Source organism: Sphingomonas faeni, assembly GCF_024273235.1.
Lineage (GTDB): Bacteria > Pseudomonadota > Alphaproteobacteria > Sphingomonadales > Sphingomonadaceae > Sphingomonas > Sphingomonas faeni_A.
The window spans coordinates 1-19,588 of sequence record NZ_JANBVH010000043.1 but is presented as its reverse complement, the minus strand read 5'-3'; the positions used below and the strand labels follow the sequence as shown (position 1 = coordinate 19,588).

Here is a 19,588-nt window from a genome sequence, read left to right as displayed (position 1 = left end):
GCATGCTGCTCGCTTTCGCTCTGCTCCAGGCCATTACCGCCGCGCCGCCACCCGCGGGGACGCCACAACCGCCTGCAACGATCTTCGCCGAGCCCGCCGCCCTGTTCATCGCCGCCTGCGATGCGAATGGCGATGGCCGCGTGACGCAGGCCGAGCTGACCGCCTGTGTCGCGCGGAGCTATGCCACCGCCGAGGGCGCGGCGACGGGATCGATTGGATACATCGCCTATGCCGATTGGGCGCAGGCGTGGCTGGGCGATCGTAACGCGTTGCCGAGCCCGTTCGAGGTCGATCGCGACGGCGACAACCGGATCACGCTCGCCGAATTGCAGACGCGGTTCGCGCAGTTCTTCGTGCGGTTCAACCGCGACAGGGACGGCGTGCTGACCCGCGCCGAACTCATCACCATCCGCGGCGCGCCGGTCGGCGATCGCTACGGCATCCGCAAGAAACGCTGATACCATGACCCGCCCTCGCTTCGACTTCACCATATCGGCCACCGATGGCAAGGCGCGCACGGGCGTCATCGCGATGCAGCGCGGCGACATCCGCACGCCGGCGTTCATGCCGGTCGGCACCGCGGCCACCGTCAAGGGCATGAAGCCCGCCGACGTGGTCGGCGCGGGCGCGGACATCATCCTCGGCAACACCTATCATTTGATGCTGCGGCCGGGCGCGGAGCGGGTCGCGCGGCTGGGGGGGCTGCACGCGTTTTCGGGCTGGTCGAAGCCGATCCTGACCGACTCCGGCGGGTATCAGGTGATGAGCCTTGCCGACCTCACCAAGCGCTCCGAGGAAGGCGTGTCGTTCAAGTCGCATCTCGACGGCACGCGGCATCTGCTAAGCCCGGAGCGGTCGATCGAGATCCAGCGGCTGCTCGGCTCGAACATCGTCATGGCGTTCGACGAACTGGTGCCGACGACCTCGACGCGCGAGGTGCAGGCCGCGGCGATGGAGCGATCGATGCGCTGGGCAAAGCGGTCGCGCGCGGCGTTCGACGGCGGCGAAGAGCATGCCGAGAACAACGCGATCTTCGGGATCCAGCAGGGCGCGCTGAACGAGGGCTTCCGGAAGTCGTCGGCGGATGCGCTGATCGATATCGGCTTCGACGGCTATGCGGTCGGCGGGCTGGCGGTCGGCGAGGGCCAGGAGGCGATGTTCGGCTGCCTCGACTTCGCGCCGGGCCAGTTGCCGGTCGACAAGCCGCGCTACCTGATGGGCGTCGGCAAGCCCGACGACATCGTCGGTGCGGTCGAGCGCGGGATCGACATGTTCGACTGCGTGATGCCGACGCGGTCCGGCAGGACCGGCCAGGCGTTCACGCGGACCGGGCCGATCAACATCCGCAACGCGAAATTCGCCGAGGATATGGGGCCGCTCGACCCCGCCTGCCCCTGCCCGGTCTGCGCGACCTGGGGCCGGGCGTATCTGCATCACCTCGTTCGGTCGGGCGAAATGCTTGGCGCAATGCTCATGACGGAGCATAACATCTGGTTCTACGAAACGCTGATGGCGGACCTGCGGGCGGCGATCGCCTCGGGAACGCTGACGCAGTTCGCGAATGATTTCCGTGCGGTGTATGCCCGGAAGAGTGAAGGAGAGCCCAAGTGACCATCAAGATCGACAGCGATACCCCGAACGAGATCCTTGCCGCCGCCAAGGAGGCAAAGCTGCAGGCCGAAGTCGCCGCGCACAACGCCGCCGAAAAGGCGAAGAGCTGGCCGCTCGCGAAGATCGGCCTTGGCGTCGGGATCGGCTCGGCGGCGATCGCGGGCGCGGTGCTGTTCGCGAACCGCAACAAGTAAGGACCCTTATGCGCCTCCTCCGCTCCGCGCTGCTGCTGACCGCAGCATGTTTCCCCGTAGCGGCGGTGGCGCAGGTGGCGCCTGCTTCCTCACAGGTTTCGGTCAAGCCGATCGCCTACACCGAGCGCACATTGCCGAACGGCCTGCGCGTCTATGCGATCCGCGATACCGGCACGCCGAACGTGTCGGTGCAGGTGTGGTACGATGTCGGCTCGAAGGACGACCCCAAGGGCAAGTCCGGGTTCGCGCACATGTTCGAACACCTCATGTTCAAGTCGACGCGCAACCTGGTGTCGGAGCAGATGGACCGACTGACCGAGGACGTCGGCGGCTATAACAACGCGTCGACCAACGACGACTACACCAACTATTACGAGGTCATCCCGGCCAACCACCTCCAGCGATTGCTGTTCGCGGAAGCAGATCGGATGGCGAGCCTCGTCGTCGAGCCCAAGAGCTTCGGGTCGGAGCGCGACGTGGTGAAGGAGGAACTGCGCCAGAGCACGCTCGCACGGCCGTACGGCAAGCTGTTCTCGCTCTATTATCCGGCGCTTGCTTATACTGCGCACCCCTATGCGCGCGGGACGATCGGCAGCCTGGAGAATCTCGAGGCGGCCGGGATCGACGACGTTCGTGCGTTCCACGCGACCTATTATCGGCCGGACAATGCCATCCTGGTGGTGTCGGGCAATTTCGACACCGCGCAGTTGAACGGCTGGGTCGACCAGTATTTCGCCAGGATCAAGAAGCCCGCGGCGGCGATCCCACGCGTGACCGTGGCGGAGCCGGCACGGACCAAGGCGGTGACGCGCACCGTGTACGAGCCGAACACGCCGTTGCCTGCGGTGCTGGTCAGCTATCACGTGCCTGCCGACCGCGATGCGGATAGCGCGGCGCTGACCGTGTTGAACGCGGTGCTGGCGACGGGCGAGAGTTCGCGGCTGTACGAGAACGTCGTGTACCGCGACCAGCTCGCGCAATCGGCGGAGGCGTTCCTCGATACCAAGCAGTCGACCGGCAATCTGGTGGTCTATGCGATCATGGCGGGCGGCAAGACGCCCGAGGCGGGCGAGGCGGCGCTTAAGCGCGAGATCGCGCGGTTCCGCGATGCGCCGGTGAGCGCGGCCGAACTGGCCGAAGCGAAGAACGAGATCCTCACCCAGTCGATCCAGTCGCGCGAGACCGCCGAGGGCAAGGCGAGCACGCTGGCCGCCGCGGTGCTGATCGACGGCGATCCGCAGGCGGCGGACAAGCAGCTTGCGGCGATCTCTCGCGTGACTGCGGCGGATATCCAGCGGGTGGCGCGGAAATATCTGGGAGAGAACCAGTCGGCGACGATTCGGTACCTGCCGATTGCAGACAAACCGGCAGGAGGCGCGGCCGATACGATCGCGGTGGCGCCGACCGTCCAGGTTGCCGACCTGAAGACGCCTGCGGATGTCGAGATCGTGACGCCTGCGCCGGACGGCCAGCGCGTCCAGCCGCCCGCACCGAGCGCGCCGGTATCGCCGACGATCCCGCAGCCGGTCGAGGTTCGTCTCGCCAACGGCATGCGGCTGGTCACGGTGGAGCGGCACGACCTGCCGATCGTCACCGCCTATCTGGTGACCGCCGGTGGTGCGGCGACCGATCCGGCGAACCGCGCGGGCGTGAGCAGCCTGGCCGCGGAACTGCTGACCAAGGGAACCAGGACGCGCTCGGCAACCCAGATCGCGCGGGCGATCGAGGGGCTTGGCGGCGCGATCGGCAGCGCGGCAGGCAGCGATGGCGCGTCGGTCGACGTGACGGTGAAGTCGGACCAGCTTGCGCCGGCGATGGCGATCCTGGCGGACGTGGCGGTGAACCCGGCCTTTGCGCCCGAGGAGATCGAGCGCGCGCGGACCCAGCAGGTCGATGCCGTCACCCTGGCACTCAAGAACCCTGCACAGGTCGCGGGGCTAGTGGCGGACCGTGCGGTGCTCGGCGGATCGCCTTATGGTGCACCGATCGGGGGGACGCCCTTGTCGTTGAAGTCCATCACCCGGCCCGACATCGCCGCCGCCTATGCACGGAGTTTCCAGCCGGGCCAGGCGACGCTGATCATGGTCGGCGACGTCACCGCGGCGCGGGCGAAGGCGTTGGCGGAGGCGCAGTTCGGGGGTTGGAAATCGGCTGGTACGGCGGCGGCGAACGCGCCTCGGGTGGTGTATCCGAAGCCGCGTGTGATCGTGGTCGACATGCCCGAGGCGGGTCAGGCGGGCGTGGTCGTCGCGCGGCCGGCGATCGCGCGGAACGACGCTCGCTATTACCCGCTGGCGGTCGGCAATACCGTGCTCGGCGGCGGCTTCTCTTCGCGGCTGAACCAGGAAATCCGGATCAAGCGCGGGCTTGCCTACGGGGCGAGCAGCGGGCTGGATGCTGGCAAGACGCAAGGCACGATCGCCGCGCGGACGCAGACCAAGAACCCGACCGCGGCAGAGGTCGTGACGCTGATCGCCGCCGAGATGGCGCGGCTGGGGTTGGCGCCCGTGCCCGCCGCCGAACTCGACACGCGCAAGGCCGTGCTGGTCGGTAGTTTCGGTCGCGGGATCGAGACGACGTCGGGCGTTGCCGGGATCCTCGGCGCGTATGTCCAGAACGGCGTGCCGCTCGGCGAGTTGCAGCGCTTTACGGGTGCGGTCGGTGCGGTCGATCCGACGGCGGTGCAGGCGGCGGCGGTCGCGCTGCTCGATCCGAAGGCGGCGAGCATCGTCGTGGTCGGCGATGCCAAGCAGTTCATCGAACCGCTGCGCAAGGCGTATCCGAACGTGGAAGTGATTCCCGAGGCTGCGCTGAAACTGGATACCGCAACCTTACGGTAAGCCATCGCTGCTAAGCCGATCTGCGAGCCGGCGGGCGATCGTGATCCGGAAGGATAGGACGCGTCGGTGGTAACGGCGGGGAAGGATATGTGAAATTATCGTTCCCTGTCGAGCCACGCATACCGAACCAGAGCAATCGACGTTCGATGTTTTGGTACCGGGCGAGGCAACAACCGCTCCGTCACCCCGGACTCGTTCCGGGGTCCACGGTTCCCCAAGCCCAATTCCCTCGATCTTGCGGCACCGTGGACCCCGAAACCAGTCCGGCATGACGGAGAAAAGGATTGATTTGGCGTTCAAGCTGAAGGTCGATCGGCCCTAGCCGAATACCGTTCCGTCCCGCGGTGGGACGGCCGAAATTGGGAAGGGATCGAGCCACCGAAATCGGCTATTCGACAGGCATCGTTCAGGTGTGTGAGCATTCCGCTCATGCCGGCATTATGAGGTCATAGCGTGCGCGTTCGGGTGCAGACGGTTCGGCTGATGCGCCGCATCTGGTTGGCGATGGTCGCTACGGTGCTGGTGATCGGCGCCGGCATCTCCGCGCACGCCGCTCTCCGCGGCATTTCCGCGCGCAATGCCGCGCGCGATCGGGCGATGGTGGCAGCGGATACGCGCGCAGTATCGAGCGCGATGCCGTCCGCCGATCAGGAAACCGCGGCGCCGGCGGCAGGCGTGACGGGAACGATCGACCTGCCCGATCTGCCAATCCCCGCGGGCGCGGTGCTGGATGCCGGCGTCGTGCCGGCGCGACCGTTCTCGATGGTAGGCGCGTCGGCGCTCGACCGTGACCGTGCGCTGCAATGCCTCACCGCCGCGATCTATTACGAAGCCGCATCCGAGTCCGACGCCGGGCAACAGGCGGTGGCGCAGGTCATCCTCAATCGGGCGCGCCATCCGGCGTTTCCGGGAACGGTGTGCGGCGTGGTGTATCAGGGATCGGAGCATGCCGGCTGCCAGTTCAGCTTCGCCTGCGACGGCGCGCTCGCCCGTATGCCGGCGCGGGCGGCATGGGTGCGCGCGGCGCGAGCGGCGGGAATGGCGCTGGCAGGCTATGTCTATGCGCCCGTCGGGCTGGCGACACATTATCACACCTATGCGGTGACGCCGGCGTGGAACCGGGCGCTGGTGATGACCGACGTGGTCGGCGCGCATTTCTTCCATCGGTGGAAGGGGTATTGGGGCACGTCCGCCGCGTTCAATCAGCGCTATGCGGGCGGCGAGCCGGTGCCGGGGCCGCATATGACCTCGCCTACAGTCGCGGCGCCGACACCGCAGATGATCGCTGCGGCGGGGGCGGCGGCGGTCGCCGTTCCGGTGCCGGTCGCGCCGGTGGTGCTCGCGGAGGTTAAGCCAGTGCCTGCCACGCCAGCCGTGCCGGTAGTGACAAATATGCTGCCACCGGAATCGCAGATCCTCGATCGGTGGAAGGATTCGGGGAAGCCGTTGAAATAGGCTCTGGTATCGGGCCAGTGTCCTCCTCACCCGGCCGCTTCTGGTGGGGAAATACCCCTTGCTCTGGCGCGACCACCGGTTGGATCAGGAGGCCAAGAGTTTTTGCGCGCGGAGACGCAGAGGACGCGGAGGTGGTGCGCTTGGGTGCCCCTGCCCGACCTGCACGGACGGATCGACTTTGGGTTGATCTTTCGACGCAGTATAACTCGGCATTGTGCAGACCTTCAGCCATGCACAGAGTATCTCCCGTCTAGAACCGACGGAGCGCCGCATATCTCAAAGCCATTCCCGCGCAGGCGGGGATCACTACTGGCAGGCTTCGGCGAACAGTCCGGGACATCTGAGGATATGGGTCCCCGCCTCCGCGGGGATGACCGGAAATTGTAAGGTTGCTCAAGCTACCTGTGGCCGCGCGGCGCTAAAGCTGTGGAACTTCGCAGGACGTAGAATGCCGAAGCGTCGGTATTCGATCGCCGGTGGCTCGGCTGAAGCCTCCGCGTTCTCTGCGCCTCTGCGCGAACCCCTTGCCGACCTTCGACGGGGCCCGATGCATCAACGCGCAAGAAAAAACCCGAGCGCATCGCTGCACTCAGGTTTCATTCGCTTCGACCTGCAATCGACGGTTCGCCTATTCGGCGGGGACCATCGAGGGGGTGCCGATCATCATGCGTTCGCCACCGGGGGGGGCGGCTTCGCGGGCGGCGCGGAGGATCTGGGTGCGTTCTGCGCGCGAGGCCATGTCGTCCCAGGCCTTTTCGGCGCGGCGGCAGCGATCGCGGACATTGTCGAGTTGCGCAGCATCGCCGTTGCGACGCTCTTCATCAGCGCGGGCCCGGTAAAATTCTGGATTATCGGCCATGCTGGTGCGCTCCTGCGAGAGAGAATAAATAGAGTTGGTGCGGCGATCCGAAGACCGCCGCACCGCAACCGAGATCAGGCGGCAGACCGAAATCCGCCGGCGAGATCAATCGGCTGGCTGGAGGTTCACAGCCGACTGCTTGCCGCGCTTGTCGGGCTCAAGCTCGTAGGTGACGCGCTGGTTCTGGTTCAGCGTCGGCATGCCGGCGCGCTCGACTGCGGTGATGTGCACGAAGGCATCATTGCCGCCGCCATCCGGCGCGATGAAGCCATAGCCCTTGTCGGCGTTGAAAAACTTGACGGTTCCGGTGATAGCCATGCGAGGCTCCTTCTTATTTTGAACGGCCCGACGTGGGCCATCCTATGCCGCGGAGCAGGGAAAGAAGGAGAAAGGTGCCGCAAAGCGCCAAGAACCGTCGATGTGCGACTGTAGCTGAGCACCATATGGGCCAAGACCGCCGGAATTGCAAATCTTGCCGGTAAAATGGGTCAAGAACTGCGTCGATTACCGCGCATAATATTTTTGCCCGCGCCGCTCGACCCATTCATGATTTACAACGACCGGCGCCGATATTTCGGCGCCGGTCGAGCAATTTAGCGGCAACGCGTGTCGTTGCTGGAGCGATCGACCGCACGCCCGGCCAGCGCACCGCCGGCCGCACCGAGGACGGTGCCGAGCAGGCCCGAACCACCGGGGGCGATGATGTTGCCCAGCACGCCGCCCGCGACTCCGCCGACGATGAGCCCGGTGGTGCCGTCGTTGCGGCGGCAGTAATAGCGGCCGTCGTTACCACGATAGATACGCTCGTTGCGCGACAGGCGGCGCTCGCGATAGCGGCGGTCGTCGCGGTAGTAGCGGCCGGCGTCGTAGCTGCCATAGGCAGGATCGGGCCGGTTATAATCGTAGGAGCGATAGCGCGGGTCGACGCCGTAGCGGCTGCCCCCGTCGCCGACGCAGCCGGCAACCATGGTGGAGGCGGCCAGCAGGCCCAGCATCGCAACGCGCATTTCGTTTCCTTTCAGAGAGTTGGTACTGAAAGCGTAATGATCGGCGCCGGCATTTGGTTGCCGGCGCCGACATGGCCTTAGTCCTTGAGGTTGGCGGGCACGGTGCCGCCGTTCTTTTCCAGCTCGCGCATCACGGCCTTGATCAGCCACATGTTCATCTCCGCGCTGCCGTCCTTCGCACCGGTATAGCCGAGCTCGGTCGCGAGTTCCTTGCGGTTGTCGAGGCTCGAATCGAGATCGAGCAGCTTCATCAGGTCGACGATCGAGGTGCGCCAGTTCAGATCGGAACCCTTCTTCGCAGCGATACCCGAGAGAACGGCCTCGACGTCGACTGCCTGAGCGGGTGCGGCCTGCGGAGCCGGCGCGGCGGGCGTCGGCGCTGGCTGGGCCGCGGTGGTCTGCGGGGCGGGAGCCGGTGCGGGAACAGCCTTGGGCGTGCCGAAATGACCGCTGCCGAGCGGACCCTTCTCACCAAAGATAGCGGACTTGATCTTGCTGAAGATGCTCATGGGGGTTTCCGTCGATTAGAGTGACGGCGGGAGAACGCCCGATGCGGGAATTGGGTGCAGGCCCGGCAAGCCGCAGCGGTGGATCGTCCGCGCGTTGCGACTGATCGGGATCGGCGGTGGAGTCGGCGGCGCGTTGCGGCGCGGGAGCGGGTTCGACCTCGGGCACGCGCAGCGGATCGAACGCCCAGGCGAGCCCCGCGACGCGGCGCGCATCGGTGGTGCCGCTGGCTTGCGCTGCGTCTGCATCGACCAGCCCTGCGTCGATCGCGAAGCCGACGAACCACGTGTCGCGGTCCGCGCCCTCGGTGACGACGCGTTCGGCGATCTCACGGTCGCGCGGCGCCTCGAGGATGATCCCCTCGTCGTCCGAACATTCGCGGCTGTAGTCGTCGTCGCCGAACGCCCCGTCCTCGTCACCAAAATAGGGCTGCGGCGGGGGGAAGCAGGTGCGCCACCGCTCGGCGATATGATCGTACCAGACCGGACAATCGCCGATGCGACCCTCGTGCATATCCGAGTGAAGTATAGGAAGTGCAGACGCTGGCGAGGGTCCGGCGGGCGGCTCGGCGGGCGGCGTGGTTGCGGCCGCGGGCGCGGGCGCGGGAACCGGTTCGGGCGCGAGGCGGAGCAGGCCGGCGGCCTCGGCGCGCGCCCATTGCTCGGCGGTCCAGGTGGCGCGGGCGGCCGGATCGAGATCGGTGATGTCGATTTCGGAGGCTAGGCCGGCGCCGGTGCGCAGCCAGCGATCGGCGCGGGCGAGCGCGAGGATCGGTGCCATCGCCGCTTCCGCGGGGCTATCGCCTATCGCGTCGGACGGTAGCCGCTCGCCGAGGAACAGGCCGGCGCGGGCGGGGCCGGCGTCGCGCGCGATAATGTCGAGAAAGGCGTCGAACTCGGCGGCGACCATGCGGGTGGCGGCGTTGGCGGTCTCGGTGGCGTCGGCGTGGCGATCGAGGCGGTTGAGCAAGGACATGGCGAGGCGGTTGTCGTAGCGGTGGCGCTCGATCACCTCGCCGTCTGGCCGGGTGACGCGCTCGGTCTGGCCGGCGATCGCGCGGAGGAACAGCGTTTCGGCGACGATCGGCCGCGCGACGAGCTTGGCGGCGTCCCAGCCGAGCGCGAACGCTGCGCCTGCCGCGCGGCGGCGCAGCGTGTAGGCGGCACCGGGCGAGAGGCCGACGCTGGCGCTGGCCTCGTCGACGGTGGCGCCCTCGGCGATGCGTTCGAGGAAGCCGCGCTGGCGATCCGGGGTCCAGCCGTCGCTGCGCTGGGTGTAGCGGGTCGGGGTGGCTGGGATGTAGGCGCGCGCGGCGGGGTTGGTTTGCGAGGGCGCGGGGGCGGTTTGCGAGCAGGCGTCTGGTTCGGCGGCTTGGTCCGTCCCGGGATCGGCGCCCGGATCGGCGCGGGGATCGGTGCCGTATTCCTGGAGAGCGGCGGTCACTTGCGCATGGTCCGGGCGAGCGCGGTCCTGCGGTCGCGGTTGGCGGCGATCTCGGGCGACACGGGCATGCGGTTGCCGATCCGGCCGGCGTCGACATGCGCTTGCCAGGCCATGACGTGGCGGACCGCGTCGGGGAGGTCGTCGGGGATCGGGGGTTCGTAGCGGGGCCTGGGGGCGGGCATTGCGCGCCTGGCCGTGCGGCAGGGTTGCGGATCGGCTGGGGTGGGTGCGTTCGCCATGATCGATCCTCGTTACAGAGAGGACCGATCAGGTATGCCGGATCGGGGTGTGTAGGACAGCGGTTTTATCAGGTGCCGCGGGGGATGCTCCGGCGGCAGGGGTGCGGTCTTGTTCCTCTGCGATGGCGGGGGCCAGGGGACGCGATCGGTGTCCTGCTTGGTCCTGGGCTCCTGCCTTCGCAGGAGAACGATCGGGAGGTGGCGCCCTCCCCCGTCATACCAGACCCTTCGGCTTTGCTCAGGAGAGCATTGTTCCGGTATCCACCGGTCGGCTTGACCGCTGCTATCGCGTTTGGGGAACCGTGGTCCCCGGAACCAGTCCGGGGTGACGCAGAAGGGGTAGTGGCTTCAGGACCGGCGTAGACGGTCCGGCGATTCTTATCGTCCCCCGCCAGGGGGAGGTGGCACCGCAGGTGACGGAGGGGGAGGACACGGAACCTGCGTGGTCGCCCCCTCCTCCTCCGTCTGGCAAGGGCCAGCCACCTCCCCCTTGCGGGGGAGGATCAGCGCCCGCCCCACCTCAGCCGAGCGTCGAACCACGATCCGCGGCGAACGACGGCGCCGGGCCGGTAGCGGGGCGAAGCGACTCGCGCTCGGCCTTGGTGGGGACCGCGGTGGGATCGGGGCGGAAGGCCTCCGGCGCGCGATCGTCTGCGCCGGGGCGGGGCTTGTCGAGCGCGAGATCGGGCGCGGCATGCTCGGCGGGGTTCTTCTTCGAGCGCAGGAACACCGCGAGCAACGCCCCGCCGAGCCCGATCGCCGCGGCGCCGAGCGAGAGGACGGAGAGGCCGAACGTCTTGGGCTTGGGCTTGCGGACAGGCTGGTGGGGGTGGCGATGGTCGAAATTGGGCATGGGAATGTCCTTTGATGCAGCCTCGGAAACGGACGGTCGGCGGCAGGGGTTCCGCGCTGCGCGGGTACCGCGCGCGGTAACGGGCGCGGGTAACGGGGATGCGTCCGTTACGGATACGATTGCCGTTGCGCACCGTGATGCGGGGCTATGCTCGGCTTGACCGCGGCATTATTGTAGTTACATAAAAGGAACGAGAGTGGAGATCGGCTTCGGTCCCGAGAAGCGCGCGTGGACGTTGGCGGAGCGACGGCTCGATTTCGCCGATGCCACGCAAGTGTTTGCGGGGACGGTGCTGACGCAGGAGGACGATCGGTTCGCGTATCCCGAGCCGCGGTTCCAGACGTATGGCTGGCTCGATGCGCGGATCGTGCTGGTGGTCTGGACGCCGACCGATACCGGCATCCGCGTGATTTCGATGAGGAACTGCCATGACAAGGAAAGCCGCCGCATCGCCCCCCGCCTGGGATGACCCCAATTCCCATGACGAGGACACGCCGGCCTGGACCGACGACCAACTCGACCGCGCCGAACTGGCGATCGGCGGCAAGGTGGTGCGACCGGCGAACGGCACCCTCACGCGGGCCGGGCGCCCGCCGCTGGGCGATGCGGCCAAGCAGCAGGTGACGTTGCGGCTAGACCCGGACGTGCTGGCGAAGTTTCGCGAGGGCGGGCCGGGGTGGCAGGGGCGGATCAATGCGGCATTGCGCACGGCGGCAGGGCTTTAAGGGTAACGCTGGCGGGCGTGGAAGACGACAACTTGTACATCGTATCGTGCGTCCAGACGAATGGCCGCTTCACTGTGGTCTGTGCTTCTCGATCACCTCTTGCACCATCGTCATCACCTGATCGTGCGGGATGCCGGGGGCGGTGGACGTCATCGCCTTCTCGACCTTAGCGCGGAACCACGCGTCATAGGCGTCCGCGTCTTCGGTGGTCGCGAACTCGGACTCGATGGCGATAGCTTAGCCATGCGGGGAATATAGCAGGCGGCGGCGGGGGCTGGAAGCCGGTAGCGCGGCGCGTCACGCCGGAGCGGGAATGGCGTCGTGAAGGGACGCCGGCCACTCCACGAACGCGCCAAACAGCAGATGACGTTGCGGCTCGATCCGGATGTCCTGGCAAAGTTCCGTGAAGGCGGCCCTACGTGACAGGGGCGGCATCAACGCGGCTTTGCGAAAATTGCCCGACAGGTCGGATTCTATATTTTTACAATTATATTTGCTGTTCATTGCCATCAGCAGTTTTCCCGGCTCATGTAAAAGATGAATTCACAGTGGCAGGAAAATCTGAATGGCACTTGATAAGGTCAACCTACGCAAGCTGCTCAAGCTTTTCATGCTCAAGGACAACCTGCGCTCGACTGCGATCCGCGTCGATGCATTGCAATTGATGAAGAAACAAGATGAGGGATCTACGCCCGGTGGCGATTTCCACGTACCATTCTGGAGTGACGCAAAAGCCCATGCAGGGGGCGGAAGAGATTTACGAGAAGCTACTACCGAGCAAGTTGAAAAAAACTGGCGGCGTAAGGGCCTTTATCCGCGTCTGACTGACGGATTTTTAGTTTGGTGGAATGAAAAACGTCGTAGGATCAATGAACCGATCGCCACGCTTCCTAGTCCAATAAAATCCAGCCATGGATTCGTTCAAATTGAAGGCATCGTAAAAGTAGAAAATCTCTTATCGCTGCGTATCGGCGACGATCGCTTCCAATATATTTACCCGTATTTCTCGGAGAAGCCTGAGCTAACGCCGGAAGCAGCACGCCTCGGATTATGGCTGATGAGCAAAGCACTGCCTGAACTGAACATCGCGGATATGAGAATATTGGACGTTTTGCGCGGGTTAGCCTTTGGGACCGAAGAATACCCGTTGGCTGGCAATGAGGAAGAGGTTTTTGAGTTGCGGTATCGCCGTATATTAAAGGAGTGGAGAGATCATTTTAAATGATATCCGATATGGCAGCACGCAAATTACCAATTTCCGCCCGCGTCCTTGATCGCTGCCAGCAAGGCACGCTTGCTCTCCGTCCGCTGCATGCCAGCGTTGCGCGGCATCACGACATCGCCGACGCACGCACGCCGACGTGCGACATCCTCCGCAAAATCGGCGAGCGGGGTGGCGCGTTGGCTAGAGGATGTCGTCGATGCCATAGTCGTTCGAGGTTTCTTCGCGAATTCTTCGGTCCAGATAGCTATCATCCTGGCCCTGATAAAGCCTGAACAAAGTTTGGGCCTGTGCGAGCATGTCGGGTGCGGCGCCCGACCCATATTGGCCCATGCGGTCGGCGATCAGATCCTCGACGGATATCACGGCGAACCGGTCCCCGGCGGATACGTCGATCAGCCGAACCCGCCCCTGTTCCGCCCTTCCGTCGAGAAGCGCTGATCCGACCACTTCGAAACCGAGCTTCAGATCGGGGTGGATCCAGCCGCGCGTTAGGCGACCCGGTCCGCGCGGCTTGACGAAACCGTGGTCCCGCAGCGCCTGCTCCACGACATCCTGGCGCGCGGTCACCAGATCGAAGTCGCCCGTCGCTATGGCGCTCCCTGAGTATAGCTCCACCGCCGCACCGCCGACGAGCACCGGTGCGACAAAGCCCCAACGCACGACCGCCGCGCTGACCGACGCGAACAACTCCAAGGCGGCCTCGAATTCGGGCCGCCAAATGTTCATTTCGCAGCGCCGACCTTCTTGGGCTCCAGCAACGGCGCCAGATACTTCCCCGTAAAGCTGCCCTTGGCCTTCGCGACCTTCTCCGGCGTTCCCTCCGCGACGATCTCGCCGCCCTTGACGCCGCCTTCCGGGCCCAAATCCAGCACCCAGTCGGCGGTCTTGATGACGTCGAGATTGTGTTCGATTACCACCACCGTGTTGCCTTGCTCGACCAGCGCGTGGAGGACTTCGAGCAACTTCCGCACATCCTCGAAGTGGAGCCCGGTGGTGGGTTCGTCGAGGATGTAGAGCGTGTTGCCGGTGGCGCGGCGCGAGAGTTCCTTGGCGAGCTTGACGCGTTGCGCTTCGCCGCCCGAGAGCGTCGTCGCCTGCTGGCCGACCTTGACGTAGCCGAGGCCTACCTCGACCAGCATCGCCATCTTGTCGCGGATCGGGGGGACCGCCTTGAAGAACTCGGCGGCGTCCTCGACCGTCATGTCGAGCACATCGGCGATCGAATGGCCCTTGAACTTCACCTCGAGCGTCTCGCGATTGTAGCGCGCGCCGTGGCAGACGTCGCAGGTGACGTAGACGTCGGGGAGGAAGTGCATCTCGATCTTGAGCACGCCGTCGCCCTGGCACGCCTCGCAGCGGCCGCCCTTAACGTTGAAGCTGAAGCGGCCGGGCTTGTAGCCGCGCGCCTGCGATTCCGGCAGGCCGGCGAACCAGTCGCGGATCTGCGTGAAGCTGCCGGTATAGGTGGCGGGGTTGCTGCGCGGGGTGCGGCCGATCGGCGACTGGTCGATGTCGATGACCTTGTCGAGATATTGCAGGCCGGTGATCTTGTCGTGCTTGCCCTGGACGATGCGCGCGCCGTTCAGCTCGCGTGCGGCGGCGGCGTAGAGCGTGTCGATCGTGAAGCTCGACTTGCCCGACCCGGAGACGCCGGTGATGCAGGTGAAGGTGCCGAGCGGCAGGCTGGCGGTGACGCCGCGCAAGTTGTTGGCGACCGCGTTGTGGACGGTGAGCTTCTTGCCGTTGCCCTTGCGCCGCGTGGTGGGGACCGGGACTTCGCGGGTGCCGTTGAGATAGTCGGCGGTGATGCTGCCCTTCGACTTGAGGATCTGCTTCAGCGTGCCCTGCGCGACGACCTGGCCGCCGCGGACGCCGGCGCCAGGGCCCATGTCGATGATGTAGTCGGCGGTGCGGATCGCGTCCTCGTCATGCTCGACGACGAGGACGGTGTTGCCGAGATCGCGCAGACGGCGGAGCGTCTTGAGGAGCATGTCGTTGTCGCGCTGGTGCAGGCCGATCGAGGGCTCGTCGAGGACGTAGAGCACGCCGGACAGGCCGCTGCCGATCTGCGACGCGAGGCGGATGCGCTGGCTTTCGCCGCCGCTGAGCGTGCCGGAGGTGCGGTCGAGGTTGAGGTAGTCTAGGCCGACGTTGTTGAGGAAGCCGAGCCGCTCGACGATCTCCTTGAGGATGCGTTCGGCGATCGCGTTCTGCTGATCGCCGAGATGCTGCGGCATGTCGGTGAAGAACTGGAGCGCGTCGACCACCGAGAGATGGGTGGCGTAGGAGATGTCCTTCATCGCGATCTTGACCGCGAGCGCTTCCGGTTTCAGGCGCGCGCCGTGGCAGACCTCGCAGGGCGCGGCGGACTGGTACTTGCTGAGTTCCTCGCGCATCCAGGCGCTCTCGGTCTGGAGCATGCGGCGGTTGAGGTTGCCGATGACGCCCTCGAACGGCTTCGACACGTCGTATTTCTTCTTGCCGTCGATGAAGGTGAGCGTGACGGGCTTGCCCTTCGAGCCGTGCAGGATGGTGCGCTGGACCTCTTCGGGGAGCTCGCCCCACGGGGTCTCGATGTCGAACTTGAATTCGCGCGCGAGGCTGCCGAGAACCTGCATGTAATAGGGCGATGGCGGGTTGGATTTCGCCCAGGGGACGACCGCGCCCTTCTTGATGCTGAGCGCGTGGTTGGGGACGACGAGGTCTTCGTCGAACAGCAATTTCTCGCCGAGGCCGTCGCAGGCCGGGCATGCGCCTTGCGGGGCGTTGAACGAGAACAGGCGCGGCTCGATCTCGGAGATGGTGAAGCCGCTGACCGGGCAGGCGAATTTCTCGCTGAAGACTATGCGACCGTCCGGGGCGTTGTTGCCGAGGATTTCGGACTTGGGGGTGTGCGGCTCGACCGGGTCGGCGGGGTCGACATAGGCGAGGCCGTCGGCGAGTTTCAGCGCGGTTTCAAAGCTCTCGGCCAAGCGCGTGGCGATTTCGCCGCCCACGACGAGGCGGTCAACGACGACTTCGATGTCGTGCTTGTACTTCTTGTCGAGCGCGGGGGCTTCGTCGATGTCGTGGATCTCGCCGTCGATGCGGACGCGCGCGAAGCCGGCCTTTTGCCACTCGGCGAGTTCCTTGCGGTACTCGCCCTTGCGGCCACGGACTACCGGGGCAAGCAGGTAGAGGCGCGTGCCTTCGGGGAGCGCCATGACGCGGTCGACCATCTGCGACACGGTCTGCGCGGCGATCGGTTCTCCGGTGGCGGGCGAGTACGGGATGCCGACGCGCGCCCAGAGGAGGCGCATGTAATCGTAGATTTCGGTGACGGTGGCGACGGTCGAGCGCGGGTTGCGGCTCGTGGTCTTCTGCTCGATCGAGATGGCGGGCGACAGGCCCTCGATATGGTCGACGTCGGGCTTCTGCATCAGTTCGAGGAACTGGCGGGCGTAGGCACTGAGCGACTCGACGTAGCGGCGCTGGCCTTCGGCGTAGATGGTGTCGAACGCGAGGCTCGACTTGCCCGAGCCCGAGAGGCCGGTGATCACCGTGAGCGTGTCGCGGGGGATGTCGATGTCGACGTCCTTGAGGTTGTGCTCGCGCGCGCCGCGTACGGAAATCTTGGTCAGCATGAGGCGGTGTGTTCCATATTTGTTCGGATGCGGCAAGCCCGTCGCGGCGCCGTCAGGTCGAGTGGAGAGATGGGTAACGCGGGTGCCGAACGAAAGGGGGCATTGTGGCGCGGCCCGGCGATACTTACATGGTGTATTGGATAGACAATACAGTGCTGGAGCGTGACATGGGCAAGAAGAAGGACGAGCGGAAACGCCGCGAGCGCGAGGTCGAGATCGACATGCGGGCGACCGGACATGATGCGGGCGAGCGGGACGGCGGCGGGCATAAGCGCCACCAGCATGACGACCATAAGCATGACGGCCACAAGCATGGGGGCGGCAAGCATGAGGGCGGGGTACCGTTCGCCGCAATTGCCACTACGATCGCGCGGCAGATGGGAACGCCGGTCGGGCGGCAGATGATCGCGGCGGGCCTGATGGCTGCGGCGACCGCGATTTCGAAGCATGACGCCAAGCCGAGCGCGCGACCGACGCCGCCTGCCCCGCCCGCCCCGCCCTCTGCCCCAAACTCTCCGCCGTCGGAGCCGACCGCGGCGAAGGTCGAGCCGGATGCGGGTGCGGAGGCGGTCAAGTCGTCGGGTACCGGGCCGTTCGCCGGCGACACTGCCGAACCGCCTCGCAGCGAGACGAACGCATTACCGCCCGAATTCGCCAAGGTGATCGACTCGGTCACGGTCGGGCTCGAACGGTTGTTCGTCGGGTTCGGGCGACCCAAGGATACGCCACCTACGAAGTGACAGGACTTCCGTCAGATATCGAGCGTGCTTTGGCGTTCTTCACCTGGCGGATGAAGCTTTCCCGTCACCACTTCCGAAACGCGGCCTTGGTTGATCTCAAGCAAGGCCGCGATTTGATGATGATATAGGCCTTGCGCCTTGAGCAGGCGGATCTGGTCAGCCATTTCCGGCGTGACGGTCGGTGATGCCTTGCGCTGCATATCGTCCCTCGCTGCTCGGGACTCGTGCTTTTATCACTGCGGACCAGTTCACACCACATTGGATATCGTCCAATACTTACAGGTGCCTCCCCGTAACACTGCGGAACTGCCGGAGACGGAGAGGGTGCAAGATGCACTACCGCTTTACTCCATCCTCTCTACCGGGTCCTACTGTCGACCAGGTATTGCACTTACACCGTGCCATCCGCGTTTCGCCCGGCGGCCGCCACTGCGTCAGGCGGCTTTCGAGAACGCTCTCGACGATCGGGAGCGGTCGCCTTTGGCTATGTACATCGCCCGGTCGGCGCGTGCGATGAGATCGGCGATCCCGTCGGCCGCATCACCTTCCACGATGCCGATACTCACACTGGGTCGGATTTCGACGGCGCCCTGCCCGATCATGGTCTGCGCGAATTGGCTCGCGATGTCGGCTCCGAGTATCCGGGCGCGATCGATGCCGATACCGGGCAGCAGGCATACGAATTCGTCACCGCCCCAACGGACAAGATATCCCTGTTCGCCGATCGCCGCGTGCACGATGTCGGCGAGCGACCGTAGAGCGGCGTCGCCGGCGGTATGACCTTGGGAATCGTTGAGCGCCTTGAAGCGATCGACGTCCAGCATCATGGCGGTCAGCCGCGTCTCTCGAGAGCGCTGCGCGAGGGCCTTCGCGACGCGATCGAGCCCGGCGCGGTTGAGGGCGCCGGTCAGCCAGTCGCGCTCCAACTGGTCTCGCAGGGCGTTCTGGCCGCGCTCGGCCTGGAGGATCAGCAGCGAGAAGGCGCGGAAGATGATGAAGGCGATCTGGCCTGCGGCGAGCCATGCGCCGAGGCCGTCGTGCATGCCGGTCAGCTGCGTGCCGATGCGGTCGTGATAGGCGAGCCACGCGCGACCGAGGAACAGCGGCACGGTGATCGCGAACAGCGCCGCGACGATCCAGCCGGTCTGTAGCGATTCGCGCCGTGCGAGGCGGATGGCGGCGACGACGACGACGATGTCGAAGCTTGCGCGGACGATACTGAGATAGGCGACGCGAACGTTGAAATAGGCCGGGTCATCGCTGACGATCAGCGGGACGGCGAGAAGCGCGGCGATGCCGAGCAGCGGCGCCAGACGGGCCTTCGGGCATGCGAACCGGAGGACGGCACCGGCGATCAGCGCGTATCCGATCACCGCGGCGGGATTGCCGGTATTGGGCGCCCAGGTGAGGCCGATACTGTCGTTCAGGACCGCCATCATCGTGCCGAAGCCGACGACGAGATGGCCTCCGCCCCACAGGACCGCCCATCGGCCGAACCGACCGGTCGCGACGGGCACGAGGTGGATGAACCCCGCGACGAGCATGCCGAGTGCGGCGACGACGTAAAGGGTAGTGAGATCGAGCGCCACGGACACCTGCTTGTTCGTTCGTTTCGTGGGCTAATAGGCTGGCTTTGCTAAGGATTCGTTTGGGTCGGGTGGCGCGACGGAAGTTTGCGTTTGGGGTTGGGGTGTTCGGGGGTGTTCGGGTTCGGTGGCCGTCGGCTCGACAGGCCTCGCCTTGGATTGCGCGCCACTTTTGCCGCGCTCACCGGCCCCTCGCAATGTCATTCCGGCGGATACGGGGACCCACGGTCGCGGACCGGATTATGACAGCACGATCTCGCCGGGTTCACCGTGACCGTGGGTCCCGGCGTTCGCCGGGATGACGGATTGGGGGTGGACTGCTTGGCGTCGTGATGGCCCGGGCAGATCATGATCTTTCCGAGTTCGCATTCCCCTTTAATCGACCACCCCATTGCCCTTCTCCCGTCATCCCGGCGGACGCCGGGACCCATGGTTGCGGACCGGGTCATGATGGCGCGATGTCGCTGGGGCCACCGTGACCGTGGGTCCCGGCGTTCGCCGGGATGACTGAAGGGGGGTGTGGGTTGGGTGGGTTTGAGAGGGGTGCCGAGGTCGGGGTGTTGGAGTGGGTGATACCGTCAAAGACCTTGCAGATCGTGAGCTTACGGCGGTTCACGCTGCCACTTGATCGCGCCCCTGCGCCCCTGCCCCTGCTACCCCTCCCCCCGTCATCCCGGCGGA

General features: G+C 65.8%; 22 protein-coding genes. 10 read left to right on the top strand and 12 right to left on the bottom strand.

Annotated elements, in window-relative coordinates:
* The first annotated feature begins 2 nt into the window (after positions 1-2).
* The 5 genes from NLI89_RS18350 to NLI89_RS18330 all read left to right on the top strand — a co-directional run bounded on the left by NLI89_RS18350 (position 3) and on the right by NLI89_RS18330 (position 6,100).
* Positions 3-458: an EF-hand domain-containing protein gene (locus NLI89_RS18350; protein WP_254688297.1), complete on the top strand. Its 456-nt coding sequence runs from the start codon at positions 3-5 to the stop codon at positions 456-458.
* Between the two features lie 4 nt (positions 459-462).
* Entirely contained in the window at positions 463-1,611 is a 1,149-nt protein-coding gene (tgt, locus tag NLI89_RS18345) for a tRNA guanosine(34) transglycosylase Tgt (protein WP_254688296.1), read from the top strand.
* Positions 1,608-1,805 carry a hypothetical protein gene (locus NLI89_RS18340; protein ID WP_128454312.1) on the top strand — a complete coding sequence of 66 codons (198 nt, stop codon included), beginning with the start codon at positions 1,608-1,610 and terminating at the stop codon, positions 1,803-1,805. Before tgt ends, NLI89_RS18340 begins: the two co-directional genes overlap by 4 nt.
* Before the next feature lie 8 nt (positions 1,806-1,813).
* Positions 1,814-4,645 carry a M16 family metallopeptidase gene (locus tag NLI89_RS18335; protein WP_254688295.1) on the top strand — a complete coding sequence of 944 codons (2,832 nt, stop codon included), beginning with the start codon at positions 1,814-1,816 and terminating at the stop codon, positions 4,643-4,645.
* A 465-nt stretch (positions 4,646-5,110) separates the two neighbouring features.
* A complete protein-coding gene (locus NLI89_RS18330) occupies positions 5,111-6,100 on the top strand; it encodes a cell wall hydrolase (protein WP_439144539.1) in 990 nt (329 codons plus the stop codon).
* A gap of 628 nt (positions 6,101-6,728) precedes the next feature.
* Here NLI89_RS18330 and NLI89_RS18325 read toward each other — a convergent pair.
* From NLI89_RS18325 to NLI89_RS18295, 7 genes are all read right to left on the bottom strand, one after another.
* Positions 6,729-6,959, bottom strand: a complete 231-nt coding sequence (locus NLI89_RS18325) for a hypothetical protein (RefSeq protein ID WP_128454309.1) — start codon at positions 6,957-6,959, stop codon at positions 6,729-6,731.
* Between the two features lie 105 nt (positions 6,960-7,064).
* Positions 7,065-7,277: a cold-shock protein gene (locus tag NLI89_RS18320; RefSeq protein WP_031394996.1), complete on the bottom strand. Its 213-nt coding sequence runs from the start codon at positions 7,275-7,277 to the stop codon at positions 7,065-7,067.
* A gap of 275 nt (positions 7,278-7,552) precedes the next feature.
* The gene (locus NLI89_RS18315) at positions 7,553-7,966 is read right to left on the bottom strand and encodes a glycine zipper 2TM domain-containing protein (protein ID WP_187504717.1); all 414 of its coding nucleotides are present in this window, start codon (positions 7,964-7,966) and stop codon (positions 7,553-7,555) included.
* A gap of 77 nt (positions 7,967-8,043) precedes the next feature.
* The gene (locus NLI89_RS18310; protein ID WP_254688294.1) at positions 8,044-8,475 is read right to left on the bottom strand and encodes a DUF3597 domain-containing protein; all 432 of its coding nucleotides are present in this window, start codon (positions 8,473-8,475) and stop codon (positions 8,044-8,046) included.
* Complete coding sequence (locus NLI89_RS18305) at positions 8,435-9,916, bottom strand: hypothetical protein (protein ID WP_254688293.1); 1,482 nt, start codon at positions 9,914-9,916, stop codon at positions 8,435-8,437. The genes NLI89_RS18310 and NLI89_RS18305 overlap by 41 nt, the downstream gene beginning before the upstream one ends.
* On the bottom strand, positions 9,913-10,155 hold the full coding sequence (locus NLI89_RS18300) for a hypothetical protein (RefSeq protein WP_254688292.1): 243 nt from the start codon (positions 10,153-10,155) through the stop codon (positions 9,913-9,915). Before NLI89_RS18300 ends, NLI89_RS18305 begins: the two co-directional genes overlap by 4 nt.
* Before the next feature lie 520 nt (positions 10,156-10,675).
* Positions 10,676-11,008, bottom strand: a complete 333-nt coding sequence (locus NLI89_RS18295) for a hypothetical protein (protein ID WP_254688291.1) — start codon at positions 11,006-11,008, stop codon at positions 10,676-10,678.
* A 196-nt stretch (positions 11,009-11,204) separates the two neighbouring features.
* Between NLI89_RS18295 and NLI89_RS18290 the strand changes: the two genes are divergently transcribed.
* The gene (locus tag NLI89_RS18290) at positions 11,205-11,477 is read left to right on the top strand and encodes a BrnT family toxin (RefSeq protein ID WP_254688290.1); all 273 of its coding nucleotides are present in this window, start codon (positions 11,205-11,207) and stop codon (positions 11,475-11,477) included.
* Positions 11,437-11,733 carry a BrnA antitoxin family protein gene (locus NLI89_RS18285; RefSeq protein ID WP_254688289.1) on the top strand — a complete coding sequence of 99 codons (297 nt, stop codon included), beginning with the start codon at positions 11,437-11,439 and terminating at the stop codon, positions 11,731-11,733. The genes NLI89_RS18290 and NLI89_RS18285 overlap by 41 nt, the downstream gene beginning before the upstream one ends.
* Positions 11,734-11,802: 69 nt before the next feature.
* On the opposite strand, the gene relB is transcribed toward NLI89_RS18285, so the two are convergent.
* On the bottom strand, positions 11,803-11,967 hold the full coding sequence (gene relB / locus NLI89_RS18280) for a type II toxin-antitoxin system RelB family antitoxin (protein WP_254688311.1): 165 nt from the start codon (positions 11,965-11,967) through the stop codon (positions 11,803-11,805).
* Positions 11,968-12,096: 129 nt separating this feature from the next.
* Here relB and NLI89_RS18275 point away from each other — a divergent pair, with 129 nt between their 5' ends.
* Together NLI89_RS18275 and NLI89_RS18270 are read left to right on the top strand one after the other, a co-directional pair.
* Complete coding sequence (locus tag NLI89_RS18275; protein WP_254688310.1) at positions 12,097-12,156, top strand: BrnA antitoxin family protein; 60 nt, start codon at positions 12,097-12,099, stop codon at positions 12,154-12,156.
* Positions 12,157-12,298: 142 nt separating this feature from the next.
* On the top strand, positions 12,299-12,958 hold the full coding sequence (locus NLI89_RS18270; protein ID WP_254688288.1) for a hypothetical protein: 660 nt from the start codon (positions 12,299-12,301) through the stop codon (positions 12,956-12,958).
* 180 nt (positions 12,959-13,138) lie between these two features.
* Here the strand turns inward: NLI89_RS18270 and NLI89_RS18265 are convergent, their stop codons facing one another.
* Entirely contained in the window at positions 13,139-13,645 is a 507-nt protein-coding gene (locus tag NLI89_RS18265) for a hypothetical protein (protein WP_368077299.1), read from the bottom strand.
* Positions 13,646-13,680: 35 nt separating this feature from the next.
* Positions 13,681-16,581 carry an excinuclease ABC subunit UvrA gene (uvrA, locus tag NLI89_RS18260; RefSeq protein ID WP_254688286.1) on the bottom strand — a complete coding sequence of 967 codons (2,901 nt, stop codon included), beginning with the start codon at positions 16,579-16,581 and terminating at the stop codon, positions 13,681-13,683.
* A gap of 128 nt (positions 16,582-16,709) precedes the next feature.
* Between uvrA and NLI89_RS18255 the strand changes: the two genes are divergently transcribed.
* Entirely contained in the window at positions 16,710-17,321 is a 612-nt protein-coding gene (locus NLI89_RS18255; RefSeq protein WP_254688285.1) for a hypothetical protein, read from the top strand.
* A gap of 11 nt (positions 17,322-17,332) precedes the next feature.
* Here NLI89_RS18255 and NLI89_RS18250 read toward each other — a convergent pair whose 3' ends face one another.
* Together NLI89_RS18250 and NLI89_RS21930 are read right to left on the bottom strand one after the other, a co-directional pair.
* On the bottom strand, positions 17,333-17,521 hold the full coding sequence (locus NLI89_RS18250; RefSeq protein ID WP_254688284.1) for a hypothetical protein: 189 nt from the start codon (positions 17,519-17,521) through the stop codon (positions 17,333-17,335).
* A 234-nt stretch (positions 17,522-17,755) separates the two neighbouring features.
* Positions 17,756-18,910, bottom strand: a complete 1,155-nt coding sequence (locus NLI89_RS21930; protein WP_254688283.1) for a GGDEF domain-containing protein — start codon at positions 18,908-18,910, stop codon at positions 17,756-17,758.
* Between the last annotated feature and the right edge of the window lie 678 nt (positions 18,911-19,588).